The sequence below is a fragment of the Anaerostipes faecis genome (assembly GCF_910574135.1).
GTDB classification, from domain to species: Bacteria; Bacillota; Clostridia; order Lachnospirales; family Lachnospiraceae; genus Anaerostipes; species Anaerostipes hominis.
This window is the reverse complement of the sequence record NZ_CAJSYK010000028.1, coordinates 21,883-36,982: the sequence shown is the minus strand read 5'-3', so window position 1 is coordinate 36,982 and position 15,100 is coordinate 21,883. Positions and strand designations below refer to the sequence as shown.

Below are 15,100 nucleotides of genomic sequence, written 5' to 3'. Positions count from 1 at the left end.
TTTGTATTCATGGTCATATTTACGTGCCACTTTGAATACCTCCTTATTCTCTTGGTTTTATTATGAAATCCTTGAGAATAAACTGTCAACTTTTTTTATACCACACCAAAGAAATATCATTGTCACCGTTTATTTCTTTTTTAACAAGTGCAATCAAAGTGTCTATTCGTTCCTTTTGTGCTTCTAAAATTTTCAAATGTTTTTCTAATGCTTCGGATCGGATATAATTAGGAGAGGAAATCAGTTCTTTTATTTCTTTTAAGGCAAAACCCACCTCTCTAAAAAATAAGATTTCTTGAAGTTTGCATAAATCATCCTCTGTATATAACCGATACTTTGCTTCTGTTACGATAGATGGTTTTAGCAGACCAATTTTATCATAATAGCGAAGAGTTCGGGCTGTAATTCCAGTTAAACAGACAACTTCATGAACGGTCTTTGGTTTATTGTTCATTCCAAAAATCCTCCGTAGCTTCTAAAATTTCATTTGCGGATAATAAAGTAGCTTCTACAATATTTTTGCCTGTTTTATTTAGGTAGTGTTTAACTAAGTGGTAACCGCAAGCATAGCCAGCACAATAAGGCAAACCAACCTGTGGATAATTCTGAAGTTTAGCCATTTCATCACCATATAAATAGGCATTAAGATTTTCAAGACCTTGAACATTCAAACCCTCATAAATTATGGGTTTAATGTACTCATTCAAAGTTTGTATGTCCGTTTTTGTTACCCAAGGTCCTGCCTTTTCTTCCCCATACAAATAAGTGGCGAAATTTTCTGCCAGTCCCTCACTTACCATCATCTCTCCAAGTGTAATATCATTTTTCCATTTAATAAATTGAAAACGGATATTATGATTAGTTTCATGTGCCAAGGCTACAGGAAGATGTTCCAGAGTGTATTTGTTAGGAACTAGCCATGAAAAAATATATCCTGGAATCCCACCGTCGCCACAATATCCCTCGTTGAGCATAATATATGGACTTTCTGCATTGGCAAGCAAAATAGTGAACAGATAATCGTTGACAGGCAATGTTACTCCTTGTGCAACAAAACAATTCAATGATTTTCGGATTGACTCCTCACATACTTTCCACAATTTATTGTCTGAAATAAGTTCAATATTTTGCTCCTGGGTTTCATCGACTTTGGTTGGTGAAATGTGACCAAGCATACCACTTGCCATAATAACATCATAACCATTGGGCGTTGTTGCTTTCATTGGAACACTATAACAGGCCCATTTCTTTTCAAAAGGCATCATCAATTCGTAGCGATAAATATCGTTTTTTTTGTCCATTGGTGCTTCCATAATTTTTTTGTAGACACTATCTGAACGTATAGCAGTTACATTCATAATTGCACCCCTTTCTTTTTTTACATAATACACTATGACGTAACATCAAAGTCAATGGAAAATAATTTTTTCTATTGTTTAATTACAGTCACTGCTTTTAAATTCATTACATTACAATCTTCCAGTTTCCACCTGTCTTAGCAAGCACATTTTCAGATACATAGAATGGACACCATTTTAGAAGAAGTTCTTAGAGTAGATAGCAGTTATCAAAAAGTAAACGAACAAACACATCGTAAAGTCAAAATGATTGAATAAGCTGAATTTGAACCCTAAGAGCCTGCAATATATCATGGGTCATTCAAATATCAATATCACGCTAAACCTGTACGCTCATGCGTCTATTGACGGTGTGAAATCAGAATTGTTACGTTTGATAGCGTAAAGAATTTACCACTTTTCAAAGCCAAAACATGAGGATATATAAGAAGAAATGTGAAGTATCCACCGATAGAAATAATGCCCGAATAGCCGATAAAATAAGGCTATACGGACATTTAAGAAGATTTAAAAAGATAATCAGAAATTTATTTTAAGTTATAATAAACTTAAATGTATCTTAAAGATACTTCCCTGTTTCCCCGCAGAAACAGAAATAGACCCTCCCTGAGCCTCCAGGATACTTCTGGTAAGATAAAGGCCGACTCCGGAGCCGTCCTCTTTTTTTACCTGCGGTGCTGTTCCCCGGTAGAACCGCTGAAAAATTTTGGAATAGTCTCTGCTGTCAATTCCGATCCCCTGATCCTCAATTTCAATCCTCAAAAAACTGGTCCGTCTCATCATACGGATCTGGATGCAGGTATCCCTTCCGCTGTATTTCACTGCATTTTCCAAAATATTTGCAATCGCTTCCCTGGTCCAGTGAGGATCATGGGGGATTGCCATATCGGCGATCCCGTCGCTGTTTTTCACCACTTCCATCTCGATATTCTTCTCCTGAGCCTTCCCATAAACACTGCTGACTGCCTGGGCGACGGTATCCATGATTGGTGCATGGATCTTTTTGACTGAAATCATGCCTGTTTCCATCCTGGAAATATTGATCAGAGCTTTTGTGAGGCTGTCCAGCCGCCGTGTCTGTCCCACTGCCTGTCCGAGAAACTCTTTTTGTTCTTCCTTTGACAGTTCTTCTTCCTCTAAAAGTTCCAGACACATTTTTAAAGATGCCACAGGCGTTTTCAGCTGATGGGATATATCAGTGACCAAGGACTTTGTAGTTTCTTTTTCATCCTGTATTCTCTTCTCCTGCACTTCCAAACGTTTTCCAAGAGAATTTAGTCTGCTGAAAAGCTGACTTTTCATACCTTCTTCCTCTTTATAAGGAACCTGATAATTTCCTGTATAAAATTGTTCAATGACACTGCCGAATTGTTCAAACTCCTGTTCTCTCCGCCTGCTGGTCTCTCTCGTCCAGATATATGCAGCTGCTGTAATCAGAAGGTAAGCGCCTAAAAGGGCTCCTCCAGTATGGACAATATACTGCACCATCCGGCTTTGATACCTTGCTTTCGTCTCTTCTTCAAAACCTGCCCTGACAAAAAACTGTTTTCCCTTCTTCTCCAGAGCTTTTTCGTCATCTTCCTGAAATATATGATACAGTATCTCTTCCTTAGTCTTTCCCTCTTCCAGCATTCCTGCCGTTTCCTGCAGCTGCTTTTCTTCCCGGATCAGCCTTCTATCTTCTGAAAATAATGCGTATCCAAATATACATAATAAAATAGCTGCCGTACAAACGGAAAACTTGACCCAGCCGATCTTTTCCCTCTTTCCAATCAATTTCCGGTACACTCCTTATCCCACAAATATCCGATCCCCCGTATATTTTTAATATACTCCGGGTCGGACGGATCGGGCTCGATCTTTTCCCTGAGTCTTCTGATGTTGACTGCCACCGTGTTTTCATCAGCAAACTCGCCATCCATGTCAAACATCTGCTCTAAAAGCTGACCTTTAGAAAACACCTGCCTTGGATGGGAGATAAACAAAAGCAGCAGTTTCCATTCATTTTTGGTAAGACTTCTCTCTTCTCCCGATACCATGACCTTCATCTCTGTCTTATGGACACATACTTTTCCGGATTCTATCTTTTCCTCTTTTACGTCCATCCGGGCAAATACTGCGTGAACCTTGGATATGAGAACGGCAAGACTGAATGGTTTTACCACATAGTCATCCGCTCCTGCCTCGTACCCCATGACAATATCTATTTCTTGATCCATGGCTGTCAAAAACATGAAACGCACATTACTTCTTTGACGGATGTCCCGGCAAAAATCCAGTCCGCTGCCATCCTCAAGTGTTATATCGCAGATGACCAAATCAAACGTATTCTTATTCCACAGTCTCATGCCCTCCCGGATACCCGGACAGGCAGAGATTTGGTATCCTTCCTTTTCCAGTTTAAAACAAATTCCGCGTCTCAAGCTCTCATCGTCTTCCAGCAGCAGGATTCTACCTTTCATCATATCCTCAGTCCTCCGTCTATGTATTCCTGTCAGTCTAATTCATACTGCATAAAATAAACTGCCATATCAGATGCAGTCACATGAACGACACCACATCCATAATTTTTTGCTTCATCCATCGCTTTCTTTAAAAGAACCCGTGCAATGCCTTTCCTTCTGTACTTTTCCACTGTATACATACAAATATGTCAGAAATGATTTCAGCTCAAAATCAGCCTGTGCTCCTTCCTCCTGATTTGTCCATAGATGTTCCCTTTATTTTATAAAAAGGAAGGTGTAAAGTCCAGTCTGACACAAAAGAATGGCCGGTATGCCATAGGTAAATACTGGCTTTTTTGTCTTATGCCGGAACATCTGCATACCCAGCCAGGCTCCCACGGATCCTCCTGCCGCCGCCAGCAAAATCAGTGTCTTTTCCGGAATCCTCCATCTGTTCTTTTTTGCCCTTTGCTTATCGCTCCCATATATAAAAAATGTAATTACATTTATAAAAACAAGATAGACTATGAATAACTTCATGAAAACTCCTTTCCCTCCTCCAATTAAAAAGGTAAAAATCTTATTTCATTTCATTATAACATAGTCCGATTTTCTGTGTTAAAACTTTCTTTTTTTGTCTTTTCACAGCATTGTCCTGACAACCATTCCTCATATGCTTCCACGCCGGCTTTTAACTGTTTCAGTCTATCTTCAAGCCGTCTTCTCGGACAGGCCAGATTCATACAGTCAACCAAAAAAAAGATAGGTAGCTTTTGTATGGACAGCAGCTTAATTATAATGTTCTGTCCATTTTGGCTTTTTATCCGGAGATGCTTTTCTTTAAGGTTTTTCTCTGACGTATGTCCCGGCCGCAGCCCGCTAAAGATAAAACAAAGACTCCCACAAGCAAGAGTGTAAAACCTTTTTCAATCGTATCTCTCCTTTCTTTTTTAAACCGCAGCTTTCATTTTTACCTTTCGGAGGGCTACTCGTTTTTGGAACCGTTGATTTGACAAAATACAATGCCCTCAAGCTCCAGACCCTGTCCCAACAGGAACACCGGGGCGGCAGCTTAACGCAGTGGTTTCAATGCCAGGTGACGGATTTAAATATCACTACTGCCTACAATCTCATCTATAATGCATCTTTGCTTGTGGATGAAGGATTAGGATACGCCGTCGGTCTTGACAAAATCATCAACACCTCCCACAGCAGCCTTTGTTTCCGCCCCCCCTGGCACCAAAGCTGGAAGAAGAAATGAGCATCCTTTGGAAGAAACATCAGATCTTCTCCAGACCAGCCGAAAAATTTTTAACCTACTGAAAGAACATTTGAACGGTATCTGAATCACATACTTTTTCTTAATATAGTAACGATATCATCATGTGTCAGAACCTTATATCCTCCTTCCATGACAAAGGTTCCGTCTGCAATCCCAGAAAGCATTTCTTCTGTCACACCGAGTTCCCGGATGTTCATGACAAGACCCAGCTCTTTCATGTAGGATTCCATGCAGAAAAGGCCTTCTTCTGCAATCTGTTCATCCGTCTTGCCGTCCGGATTTACATCCCATACATTTACGGCATAACGTTTGAACTTTTGAAGGCCGTAAGGCATAAGAAAACGGTAGTATGGCAAAGATACGGCTGATAATGTCATTCCATGGGTCGCATTCGTATATGCGCCGATGGACTGTCCGATCATGTGCACTTCCCAGTCGGTCGTTTTCCCTTTTGCAACAAAAGTATTTAAGGCCCATGTGGCAATCCACATAATATTGCTTCTGGCCTCATAGTCGACAGGATTTTTTATGGCAATCCGTGAGCTGTGGATCAGAGATTTTAAAAGCCCTTCCATGATATAATCAGAGGTACTGTCATCCTCCCCTGAGAAATACTGCTCTAAAATATGAGACATGATGTCAAAGAATCCTGCTGTCATCTGATACTTCGGCAAAGTGAATGTAAATGTGGGATTCAGAATCGAAAACTTTGGAAATACATTTTCTCCGAAAACATGGCCGATCTTTAACTTCGTCTCATGATTGGTGATGACAGACCCGCCGTTCATCTCTGAACCTGTTCCGACCATCGTCAGGACGCAGCCCACCGGAATGATCTCATTGTCCACGTCCTCCATACGCAGATAGTATTTATCCCATGGATCTTCTTCACAATGAACTGAGATAGACACTGCCTTGGCATAATCACAGACAGACCCGCCGCCTACGGCCAGGATGAAGTCCACTTTATGTTCTCTGGCAATCTCTACGCCCTCATAAAGCTTTTCTACCGTAGGATTGGGCATAACACCTCCATCCTCAAATACATTTTTCCCGTTTGCCTTAAGAATCTCCATCACCTTATCATAGATCCCGTTTTTCTTGATGGAACCGCCCCCATAGGCAAGCTGTACATTTTTGCCGTACTTCGGAAGTTCTTCATTTAAATAATTTAAGGAATCCTCTCCAAAATACAATTTCGTTGGATTTGAATAACTGAAATTTCCTAACATTTTCTTCCTCCTTCTTCTGTCTCTCACAGTCCTGCCGGCTGTACAAGCTTTTGTGCAAAGTCCTTCATTGCCTCAGATATTTTCAGCATCTGCGGACAGACTGCTTCACAGCTTTTACATCCGATACATGCATCCGGACGTTTATCTTCCGGCATGGCACCTACAGCCATCTGTGTGATGATCGTCATATTGAAACGGCTCTCATTGTATAAAGACATCAGCGTTGGAATATCCAATTTTTTCGGACAGTGTGATGTACAGTAGCGGCAGGCAGTGCATGGAAGAATATCCAGCATGCTGTCGGTAACTTCCATCAAAACCTTTATTTCTTCCTCTGTCAGCGGCTTTTCCTGTGCAAATGTAGCCGCATTTTCCATCAACTGTTCCATATCGGACATGCCGGAAAGGATCATGGTCACTCCCGGGATTGACTGTAAAAACCGGAATCCCCAGGCCGGAATTTTCTCATCCGGACGGCAGGCCTTCAGCTTCTCGCTGTTTTCATCAGAGAGTGACGCCAGCTTTCCTCCTCTTAACGGCTCCATAACCCAGATCGGCATCTTGTATTCATTGAGCAGTTCCACCTTAGCTTTTGCATCCTGGAGTTTCCAGTCCAGATAATTCAGCTGGATCTGGCAGAATTCCAAATCATCGCCGTATGTATCCAGGAATCGTTTTAATGTGTCATATCGTCCATGACAGGAAAATCCCAGATGTCTGATTCTTCCGGCTTCTTTCTGCTTTCTCAGGTATTCCATAATGCCGTATTTTTCATCCATATAGGGATCTATATTTTTTTCATATACGTTATGAAACAGGTAAAAATCAAAATAATCTGTTCCGCATTTTTTCAGCTGTTCTTCAAAAATGCTCTCCACCTTATCCATGTTTGACAAATCATACCCTGGAAACTTGTCGGCTAAATAATAGCTCTCCCGTGGGTACCTGCCTAATACTTTACCCATGACAATCTCTGACTGTCCGTCGTGATAGCCATACGCGGTATCAAAATAATTGATCCCATGGTCCAGCGCATAATCTACCATCTTTACAGTCTGCTCTTCATCAATCTGTCCATCCGAACCACCCTTCATAATCGGAAGACGCATTGCTCCCAGTCCCAGGGCAGAAAGCTTCTTGTCTTTAAAATCTTTATAAATCATACGAATCCTCCTTGAATATTTCACATCGAGTTAATTATTTATGTATCCCATATATAAAGAATACTCCTTGTAGTTAACTCCAAGTCAAGAAAAATTTTGTGAAAAGATGAATACAAGAAAAAGACAGCGGCTGTTTTTTACGGCAGCCGCCCTTGCTTCATTGGAACGGCGAATGTTCTTCTTCGTTTTCTCTGCGCTGTCCCCATATACTTCCATAACGCGGCGCATACGGTAATCAGAAGGGGCATAAATAAAGATACGAATGCCATTCTTATAATTACGCAATACATAGTCGGCAGCTCTGCCTAAAATGACGCAGCTTCCGTTATCCGCAATCGGTGCTGCTTCAAATATGAGGGTAGAAACTGCCCCGTAACCGTAGCAAGAGCAGCGCCTTTCATACCCCAGTGCAGGCCAAAAATAAATACAGGATCTAAAATGATGTTTATAATTGCGCCAAGCAGCATAGAAGCCATAGACTAAGAAGGGCTTCCGTCTGCACGAATGACGGCATTCATCATATGATAATACTTGCTGTAAATATTATCCGTTTCCATAAAGGCAAGCAGGCGTTCTTCCTGCTCTGGTGTGAGGATAACTTTCGGCTCTGTATCATTTTCCAGAGCGTTCATAAGATACTGTCTTCCTTTTTCTGTACCTCGCTTGATATTCTTGAGTTTTCATTACCATCCCATGCAACGGAAATGGTTCGATAGGCAGGGCATTTATCTACGTTCTTTGCCATGTCGTTATTCCTCCTGCAATAGTTCTTTCATCAACTGTAATGCTGACTGTCTGCGCTTATAGATTCCGTTTCTTGTCACGTTCATCAATTCAGCAATATCAGTATCTGAAAGTTCTTCAAAGCAGGATAGAAGAAGGACATTTCGTTTTATTTCTGGTAATTTCTCCAATGCTATAGAAAGCTCGCTTTTCTGTACTAAGACTTCAATACCACAGACAACAAAACATATTTTCTCTATCAGGTTAATGTATCTTTTTTGTCGTTCTTTGGTTCTCTCATAATATCCCCTCTCTTTGAAAAAGGGTAGTTATCTGTTTTTAGACAATCACCCATAAGAACATTGCTATTCTGTTATATTTAAGATTATAGATATACATAATAAATATATAATATATCTACAATGCTATTTAGTGCATGATCTTGAATAATTGATGTTTGAAACTCCTCCATTTTTAAAGTACTTACTAATAACCTAATTTCTCTAAAAGAATTCTTAATTTCATTTTGTGATGTAATCCAAATTATCTTTATATTCTTTTGTTTTAAAAGTTTATTTATTTGCTTTATATGTCGTGTTGTTCCAGAAAATGATACAATTATTGCAATATCATCCTCACTCATACTTTCTATTGCAAGTATCTGGCTTTTTAAAGTTGGAAAAGAATAAGCAGTCTTATTTAACCTTGTAAATTTTTCGCTGAAATTTTTAGCAACAATATTAGAAAAAGAGCTACCAAAGACATAAATCCCCTTAGCTTCTTCAATCCAATGAACAGCTTTAATCAGCTTCTTTTCATCAATAAGTTCTTTTGTTTCTACAAATGACTTATTAAGCGCCTTAAAATACCCATTCAATATAGAATTACTATTCCTATTTTCATTACCACTTTTAACACTTTTATTGCTTATTTCATCCTGAAGAAACTCATTATAAACAATAACATCCTCTTTTAACTCCTTAAAATTTGAATTATTAACCCTTTTACAAAACCTTGTTATTGTAGAAGGTGAGGTGTTACATGCTTTTGCAATATCAAATATAGTCATGTCAGGGATTATTTCATGGTTATGTAAAATATACTGTGCTATATAGCTATCTATAGAAGAATACTCCGTTATTTCTTCTACACATCTTTTTATGTTAGAAAAAAATGAATACATACTTTCCTCCATTTATCTTGACATAGGACCATTCTATAACTATTAAATATATATTATATTACAAAAATATAGGGTAGCATAAACTACCCTATATCTTTATGTAATTATTCAATACCTAAATATTCTCTCATTTCAGTTTTATAAACAGAAGCTTTATTACCATAAATAAATTGTACACCTTGAGCAACCTTAACTATTCCATTAGCAGATAATTCATTTTTGAAATACTCATCTTTTTCTATTACTGAGGTGTCTTTTAGTGTTAAACGTAATCTAGTAAAGCATGCTTCTACTTTTAAAATATTATCTTTGCCACCAACGGCTTCTACTATTTTAGGAATTAAATTTCCTGTATTACTTTCATTTACTGCATTTTCTTCTACATCTACAACTTCTCTTCCAGGGGTTTTTAAATTGAATTTAATAATTACAAATTTGAATACGTAATAGTAGATTACAAAATAAACTATTCCAAGTATAGGTAACCAATACCAGTTAGATCCCTTATCAGCATTTAATATTCCATTGAATATCCATGATAATAATGGTCCTCCAAAGGCTGATGGTCCTGCTACATTAAATTGAACTATATATGTTAATACATAAGCTATTCCTGACAATAAAGCATGAACTCCAAATAGCATAGGTGCTACGAAAAGGAAACTATACTCTAGTGGTTCAGTAATTCCCATAAGTGCACAAGGTATAACTGCCGCTATCATAAGAGAGGCTACTTTCTTTCTATTTTCCTTCTTTGCAGTCTTATATATTGCAAGTGCCGCACCAGTTAAACCAAACATAGCAAATAATACTTTACCATTCATTACATAACGACTTATATTAATGTCAAACATAGCACCAGGAGTATTTAATATTGCATTATATATATTTACAGCTCCCTCTACTGTTTGACCTCCAATTTCCATTGCACCACCAAGAGATGTGAAGAAGAATGGAAGATATATAAAGTGATGTAAACCAAAAGGTAATAACATACGCTCTGCAAATCCGTATACAAATGCTCCAAACACACCAGTTGAATTAATAAATCCAGAAGATAACTCTAAAGCATTTTGTATAGGAGGGAATATAAATGATAATCCAATACCTGCAAAGCTAGAAACTATAATTGTAATTGCAGGTATAAAACGTGTCCCATTAAAGATACCTAATACTGGAGGTAATTGTATCTTATAATATTTATTATGAAGATAACTTACTATAAGACCAATTATTATACCACCAAACACACCAGTATCTAAAGTAGTTACACCTAAAATTGCTTTTTGACCAGTAATTAAATTGCTTGTATCTATAACACCTCTGGCAATTAAGAAACTTCCCATTATTGTATTCATTGTCATATATCCTAAGAAACCTGATAATGCTGCTGTAGCTTTTTCAGACTTAGCATATCCATACGCAATACATATAGCAAAAATAATTGAAATATTATTATTTACAACGTTACCTGCATCCTTCATTAATTGGAATATAAGAGAAAAGAAACTATTCCCTAAAAAAGGTGCAACTTCAACTAAGCTAGCGTTTGTAAATGCACTACCAACACCAACAAGAATACCTGAAATAGGTAAAAGTAGAACAGGCGCCATTAGAACTTTACCTAGTTTTTGAAATGAGCTAAATATTTTTTTCTTATCCATGAAAATCCTCCTTATCTTTCGTTCTTTAATTTTAATGTTGGCCAATAATCACCGTTTGCATCAATTAAGTCATCTAAGATTTTTCTTGCAACTGTTGTAGATGGTACTGTTTTGTTTATAGCTATAGCTTGTAATGCTTTATCATAAGAATTTTCAAAATAAGCATCTACAGCTAATTTTTCTGAAGCTAATTGATTTTCCATCATTCCTTTGTGGAAGGTTGGTATTGCTGGAATTGACACTGGCTCTGGCCCCCATGAACGTATATATGCTGGTACTTCTACCATGGCATCTGCTGGCATATTAGGGATAGCTCCATTATTTTCTACAATTACTAAGAAACGTTCTCCCTTATTGTATGCAATAGATGAGGCTGCATCAACTATAAAGTCGCCAAATACTGTGAACTCTTGTAATGGACTCTTATAGTTTTCTGGTGACTCTAAATATTTCTTGTGTTCTGCAAACATTTCTTGTTCACGTTCTTCAATAACCATATCAGCTCTTGTACGATTTATATCCATTTTTGCTACCATCTCTGAAGAATATAAATAGTATTGAAGATAGCTGTTTGGTAAGAAGTCAGGATAATCCTTAACTATCTCTGCATATTGCTTCCATGTCTTTTGCCAATCCTTATCTTTATGATGCTTATCACTACAAGCTGTCATACCAGAAGTTAATATCATTTCTCTTAATTCTGGTAAACGGTCCTTCCCATCTTTATCATATAAAGCTGTAAACCACCCAAAGTGATTTAATCCAAAATAACATGGGTCTAATGATTGCCAGCTATCTAAGCCTAACATCTTAGAATAAGATAAAAGAATTGCTGTTGGCATATCGCATATATTTAATATTCTTTCATTATTGAACTCTCTTCTTGTAGCCTCTGCAACAACTGCTGCTGGGTTTGAATAATTTAAAATCCAACAATTTGGAGAATACTTTTTTGCCATTTTTATGATATGAATTATAGCTGGAATTGAACGCATTCCATAAGAAATTGATCCTCCAGGACCACAAGTTTCTTGTCCAACTACTCCATATTTTAATGGAATCTTTTCATCTGAACTTCTTAACTTTAATCCACCTTGACGAATTTGAGCAAATACAAAGTCTATATCTGTATAAGCCTCTTCTTCATTTGTTGTAACTACAACCTCAAGACCTGGATAAGTTTCATTAATGAATTGCTTCATGATATCATATACTAAATGTAATCTTTTTTCATCGATATCAAATAAAGCTAATTTTCTTAAAGGAAATTCATCCTTCTTTTGTAATAAACTTTGAATTATTCCTGGTGTGTGTGTGCTTCCTGCACCTACTATAACTACTGCATTTTTCTTCATATCCATACCTCTTTTCTGTAAATGTTTTCTTTGGGTGTCTATAATATATCACCTTACAGAAAAAAAATTTAAAAATTTCATTTTATGAAATTTTTTAGTATGAAAATGTAATAATCTGGTCAACAATATTATAAAATCCACTTATTAAAAGAGAAAGTACGCTGGGAAGAAGAAAAAAAGCGTAGAATCGTCGTGATTCTACGCTCTTCTGGCTGTTCTACTCATACATTTTATTGTATAAAACTGTTTTTTGTCAAGATAATTCCCCATATTCTTCATCAGAAACCGGCTCGCGCCATTCATTCCTGCAGTCAGTTCCAGGCACCTCCAATGCTATGTGGCTGAACCACGAATCTTTCTTTGCGCCGTGCCAATGTTTCACTTCCGGCCTTATATTGATGACGGTTCCGGGTGTCAGGCTTACCGCATCCTTTCCTTCCTCCTGATACCACCCTTCACCGGCGGTACAGATCAGCATCTGTCCGCCGCCTGTCTCTGCGTGGTGGATATGCCAGTTATTGCGGCATCCCGGCTCGAATGTTACATTGGCTGTAAAGATTCCGCCCTTCTCCTGGGAGTTGTTCAGTACATTTAAAAAAGATGCTCCGCTGAAATACTGCGCAAATCCTTCGTTAGGCTCTCCCTGCCCAAATACATTGATTTCGTCAAATTCCTTTTTCTCTATCATCTTCATTGATATCAATCTCCTTTTTCCTATTTCTTTGCCGCTGCATTCACACAGCTTAATGCGTTCAAACTCCTTGGGTATCCAATATACGGCAGGCACTGAGAAATAATCCTGATTAAAAACTCCTTGCCATTGCCAATCCTCATATTGGCCGCCGCATGGCTGGTAAGCTGAGGCTCACATCCGCCCTGTGCTGCCAGAAAACAGAATGTGATCATCTCCCTTTGTTTGTAGTCAAGCCCGTTTCTCGTGTAATAATCCCCAAAGCAGTTTTCAGCCAGCCATTGATTGATGTGCCTGCTCTCCCGAGGACCGGACTGCCAGAAATCCTGCATTCCTTCTCCGAAGATCTCCACTTGTACCTGTGTTCCTGTCTCCCTGCGGTTCTCCACAGTGTTGCCTGCCTGTCCTTCCAGCGGAAGTGATACCCCTTTTTCTGTCAGCACTTCATTGGTAATCTTTAAAAATGGAAGGACTCTACCCATTCCTAAATAAGCTGCTGCCTGATATACAATTTCTTTCACTTCAACAGGTGTAACCCCTAAATCCATGGCCGCAGGCAGTAATTCTCTGAATGCTTCTTTTCCCTGACAGCCTAAAAGAGCTGCCAAAATTGCCATAAATCCGATCTTGTCATCAAGTTTCACCTGATTGACCACCTCATCAAATACAAAATGATTAAAACGCTCCATAAACTCCGGATCTGTTTCTATAAGCTCAGACTCGCATCCCTGAAATATTTTTTCCTTGTATTTTTTTGAAAATTCTGTCATTGCCATCATTCTCCCTCGCTTTCCCTATCCATCTTTCCTTCATTATATTTGCCATAAGCTTGACCTGGAATCTCCAGTACGTTACGATAGTATAAACTAAATGTTTATACTATGATTGGAGGTGCCCTATGTATAACAGTCTCTTAACAGCCTTTGTAACGGTGGCTGACTGCGGCAGTTTTACAAAAGCTGCAGAAATCCTGTACATTTCACCTACCGCTGTTATGAAACAGATCAATTCCCTGGAAAACCATCTGGACCTGAAGCTTACAAAACGGACACCCTCAGGGATTCGTCTGACGCCTGCCGGGGAGGTAATCTATAAAGATGCAAAGTTTTTATTCGATTTTTCCAAAAAATCAATTACGAATGCCAGACATGCTATGTCTTGTACAGACCGAACTTTCTATGTCGGAACATCACTTCTTAACCCGGCAAAACCCTTTATGAATTTGTGGTACCGCGTAAATAAAGATTTTCCTGGCTATAAACTGCATCTTGTTCCTTTTGACGATAACCATAAAGGGATTCTTTCAGAAATATCACAATTGGGAGAAAAATTTGATGTCCTGATCGGTGTCTGTGATTCTAAGACATGGCTAAACAAATGCAATATGTTTCCTCTCGGAAGATATAAAAAGATGTGTGCAGTCTCAAGGGAACACCGTCTTGCAGAGAAAAAACTGCTGAAAATTACGGATTTATACGGTGAAAAACTCATGATGGTAAAGCAGGGTGACTCCGATACCAATGATCATATCAGAGACGATCTCAAGAAACATCATCCCCAGATACAAATAGAAGACACCCCGCATTTTTATGATATGTCCGTGTTTAACCGGTGCGCCGAGACAGAAAATATACTGTTATCCCTGGAATGCTGGCAGGATGTTCATCCTGGGTTAGTGACAATTCCCGTAGAGTGGGAATACAGCATATCCTATGGGCTGTTGTATTCACTCAAACCTGCAGATTATGTGCTGCGGCTGGTTCGGATATTAGAACAGATGAATTTGTCATCGTAATCATAAACCCTCCAAAAGGGAACAATATAGGCGCTATAAAAATCAATTTGTAGGAACGTCTTTGCTTAATCCATGCCGTACTTTTTTCAACCTTTGGAAATCGATCAGCGAGAAGCATTTAGAATATCAGTTAAACATTGTTACATTTGAAGATGACCACAGAAATATACTTTCAACACTTGAACACTTAGGGAAGGATTTTGATTTTTT

Annotated in this window: 18 protein-coding genes and 2 pseudogenes; 3 read left to right on the top strand and 17 right to left on the bottom strand. The window is 38.4% G+C overall.

Annotated features, from left to right (window positions below; all coding sequences use genetic code 11):
- Positions 1-85: 85 nt before the first annotated feature.
- Both QGT46_RS14685 and QGT46_RS14680 read right to left on the bottom strand, forming a co-directional pair.
- On the bottom strand, positions 86-454 hold the full coding sequence (locus tag QGT46_RS14685; protein ID WP_301591406.1) for a MerR family transcriptional regulator: 369 nt from the start codon (positions 452-454) through the stop codon (positions 86-88).
- On the bottom strand, positions 444-1,358 hold the full coding sequence (locus QGT46_RS14680; protein ID WP_095142937.1) for a DUF2268 domain-containing protein: 915 nt from the start codon (positions 1,356-1,358) through the stop codon (positions 444-446). Before QGT46_RS14680 ends, QGT46_RS14685 begins: the two co-directional genes overlap by 11 nt.
- A gap of 262 nt (positions 1,359-1,620) precedes the next feature.
- Between QGT46_RS14680 and QGT46_RS17560 the strand changes: the two are divergent.
- Positions 1,621-1,743: pseudogene (locus QGT46_RS17560) on the top strand (site-specific integrase); the annotation flags it as partial.
- Positions 1,744-1,895: 152 nt separating this feature from the next.
- Here the strand turns inward: QGT46_RS17560 and QGT46_RS14675 are convergent.
- The 4 genes from QGT46_RS14675 to QGT46_RS14660 all read right to left on the bottom strand — a co-directional run bounded on the left by QGT46_RS14675 (position 1,896) and on the right by QGT46_RS14660 (position 4,342).
- Positions 1,896-3,134, bottom strand: a complete 1,239-nt coding sequence (locus QGT46_RS14675; protein WP_301591404.1) for a sensor histidine kinase — start codon at positions 3,132-3,134, stop codon at positions 1,896-1,898.
- Positions 3,131-3,823 (bottom strand): response regulator transcription factor, encoded by a 693-nt coding sequence (locus QGT46_RS14670; RefSeq protein WP_330655906.1) that lies wholly within the window; start codon positions 3,821-3,823, stop codon positions 3,131-3,133. The genes QGT46_RS14675 and QGT46_RS14670 overlap by 4 nt, the downstream gene beginning before the upstream one ends.
- Positions 3,824-3,852: 29 nt before the next feature.
- Positions 3,853-4,002: a GNAT family N-acetyltransferase gene (locus QGT46_RS14665; RefSeq protein ID WP_301591402.1), complete on the bottom strand. Its 150-nt coding sequence runs from the start codon at positions 4,000-4,002 to the stop codon at positions 3,853-3,855.
- A gap of 76 nt (positions 4,003-4,078) precedes the next feature.
- Complete coding sequence (locus tag QGT46_RS14660; protein ID WP_148460393.1) at positions 4,079-4,342, bottom strand: DUF1294 domain-containing protein; 264 nt, start codon at positions 4,340-4,342, stop codon at positions 4,079-4,081.
- 469 nt (positions 4,343-4,811) lie between these two features.
- Here QGT46_RS14660 and QGT46_RS14655 point away from each other — a divergent pair, with 469 nt between their 5' ends.
- Complete coding sequence (locus QGT46_RS14655) at positions 4,812-5,063, top strand: hypothetical protein (protein WP_330655905.1); 252 nt, start codon at positions 4,812-4,814, stop codon at positions 5,061-5,063.
- 86 nt (positions 5,064-5,149) lie between these two features.
- Here QGT46_RS14655 and QGT46_RS14650 read toward each other — a convergent pair whose 3' ends face one another.
- From QGT46_RS14650 to QGT46_RS14600, 11 genes and pseudogenes are all read right to left on the bottom strand, one after another.
- The gene (locus QGT46_RS14650) at positions 5,150-6,316 is read right to left on the bottom strand and encodes an iron-containing alcohol dehydrogenase (protein ID WP_270430808.1); all 1,167 of its coding nucleotides are present in this window, start codon (positions 6,314-6,316) and stop codon (positions 5,150-5,152) included.
- A 23-nt stretch (positions 6,317-6,339) separates the two neighbouring features.
- A complete protein-coding gene (locus tag QGT46_RS14645; RefSeq protein ID WP_095142935.1) occupies positions 6,340-7,479 on the bottom strand; it encodes an aldo/keto reductase in 1,140 nt (379 codons plus the stop codon).
- A gap of 84 nt (positions 7,480-7,563) precedes the next feature.
- Positions 7,564-7,815: an AAA family ATPase gene (locus QGT46_RS17405; RefSeq protein ID WP_369882342.1), complete on the bottom strand. Its 252-nt coding sequence runs from the start codon at positions 7,813-7,815 to the stop codon at positions 7,564-7,566.
- Complete coding sequence (locus QGT46_RS14635) at positions 7,785-7,946, bottom strand: polysaccharide biosynthesis C-terminal domain-containing protein (protein WP_270430821.1); 162 nt, start codon at positions 7,944-7,946, stop codon at positions 7,785-7,787. The genes QGT46_RS17405 and QGT46_RS14635 overlap by 31 nt, the downstream gene beginning before the upstream one ends.
- A 57-nt stretch (positions 7,947-8,003) precedes the next feature.
- Positions 8,004-8,114, bottom strand: a pseudogene (locus QGT46_RS14630) (site-specific integrase); the annotation flags it as partial.
- Positions 8,115-8,228: 114 nt separating this feature from the next.
- Positions 8,229-8,393 (bottom strand): RNA polymerase sigma factor, encoded by a 165-nt coding sequence (locus QGT46_RS17400; protein WP_270430810.1) that lies wholly within the window; start codon positions 8,391-8,393, stop codon positions 8,229-8,231.
- 194 nt (positions 8,394-8,587) lie between these two features.
- Positions 8,588-9,385 carry a MurR/RpiR family transcriptional regulator gene (locus QGT46_RS14620; RefSeq protein WP_158221719.1) on the bottom strand — a complete coding sequence of 266 codons (798 nt, stop codon included), beginning with the start codon at positions 9,383-9,385 and terminating at the stop codon, positions 8,588-8,590.
- Positions 9,386-9,489: 104 nt separating this feature from the next.
- Complete coding sequence (locus QGT46_RS14615; protein ID WP_024727166.1) at positions 9,490-11,049, bottom strand: PTS transporter subunit EIIC; 1,560 nt, start codon at positions 11,047-11,049, stop codon at positions 9,490-9,492.
- An 11-nt stretch (positions 11,050-11,060) separates the two neighbouring features.
- Positions 11,061-12,404: a 6-phospho-alpha-glucosidase gene (locus QGT46_RS14610; protein ID WP_024727165.1), complete on the bottom strand. Its 1,344-nt coding sequence runs from the start codon at positions 12,402-12,404 to the stop codon at positions 11,061-11,063.
- 253 nt (positions 12,405-12,657) lie between these two features.
- Complete coding sequence (locus QGT46_RS14605; protein ID WP_024727164.1) at positions 12,658-13,098, bottom strand: cupin domain-containing protein; 441 nt, start codon at positions 13,096-13,098, stop codon at positions 12,658-12,660.
- A 20-nt stretch (positions 13,099-13,118) separates the two neighbouring features.
- Positions 13,119-13,871, bottom strand: coding sequence for a carboxymuconolactone decarboxylase family protein (locus QGT46_RS14600; protein ID WP_095142962.1), 753 nt, complete (start codon positions 13,869-13,871; stop codon positions 13,119-13,121).
- A 122-nt stretch (positions 13,872-13,993) separates the two neighbouring features.
- On the opposite strand from QGT46_RS14600, the gene QGT46_RS14595 reads away from it, so the two are divergent.
- Positions 13,994-14,890, top strand: a complete 897-nt coding sequence (locus QGT46_RS14595; protein ID WP_024727162.1) for a LysR family transcriptional regulator — start codon at positions 13,994-13,996, stop codon at positions 14,888-14,890.
- The last annotated feature ends 210 nt before the right edge of the window (positions 14,891-15,100 follow it).

Excerpts from the sequence above, each read along its gene's own strand:
- QGT46_RS14660 (WP_148460393.1), bottom strand. The coding sequence starts at position 4,342 with ATGAAGTTATTCATAGTCTATCTTGTTTTTATAAATGTAATTACATTT.
- QGT46_RS14645 (WP_095142935.1), bottom strand. The coding sequence starts at position 7,479 with ATGATTTATAAAGATTTTAAAGACAAGAAGCTTTCTGCCCTGGGACTG.
- QGT46_RS14680 (WP_095142937.1), bottom strand. The coding sequence starts at position 1,358 with ATGAATGTAACTGCTATACGTTCAGATAGTGTCTACAAAAAAATTATG.
- QGT46_RS14615 (WP_024727166.1), bottom strand. The coding sequence starts at position 11,049 with ATGGATAAGAAAAAAATATTTAGCTCATTTCAAAAACTAGGTAAAGTT.
- QGT46_RS14665 (WP_301591402.1), bottom strand. The coding sequence starts at position 4,002 with ATGTATACAGTGGAAAAGTACAGAAGGAAAGGCATTGCACGGGTTCTT.
- QGT46_RS14685 (WP_301591406.1), bottom strand. The coding sequence starts at position 454 with ATGAACAATAAACCAAAGACCGTTCATGAAGTTGTCTGTTTAACTGGA.
- QGT46_RS14595 (WP_024727162.1), top strand. The coding sequence starts at position 13,994 with ATGTATAACAGTCTCTTAACAGCCTTTGTAACGGTGGCTGACTGCGGC.
- QGT46_RS14605 (WP_024727164.1), bottom strand. The coding sequence starts at position 13,098 with ATGAAGATGATAGAGAAAAAGGAATTTGACGAAATCAATGTATTTGGG.
- QGT46_RS14650 (WP_270430808.1), bottom strand. The coding sequence starts at position 6,316 with ATGTTAGGAAATTTCAGTTATTCAAATCCAACGAAATTGTATTTTGGA.
- QGT46_RS14620 (WP_158221719.1), bottom strand. The coding sequence starts at position 9,385 with ATGTATTCATTTTTTTCTAACATAAAAAGATGTGTAGAAGAAATAACG.
- QGT46_RS14600 (WP_095142962.1), bottom strand. The coding sequence starts at position 13,871 with ATGGCAATGACAGAATTTTCAAAAAAATACAAGGAAAAAATATTTCAG.
- QGT46_RS14635 (WP_270430821.1), bottom strand. The coding sequence starts at position 7,946 with ATGCTGCTTGGCGCAATTATAAACATCATTTTAGATCCTGTATTTATT.
- QGT46_RS14670 (WP_330655906.1), bottom strand. The coding sequence starts at position 3,823 with ATGATGAAAGGTAGAATCCTGCTGCTGGAAGACGATGAGAGCTTGAGA.
- QGT46_RS14610 (WP_024727165.1), bottom strand. The coding sequence starts at position 12,404 with ATGAAGAAAAATGCAGTAGTTATAGTAGGTGCAGGAAGCACACACACA.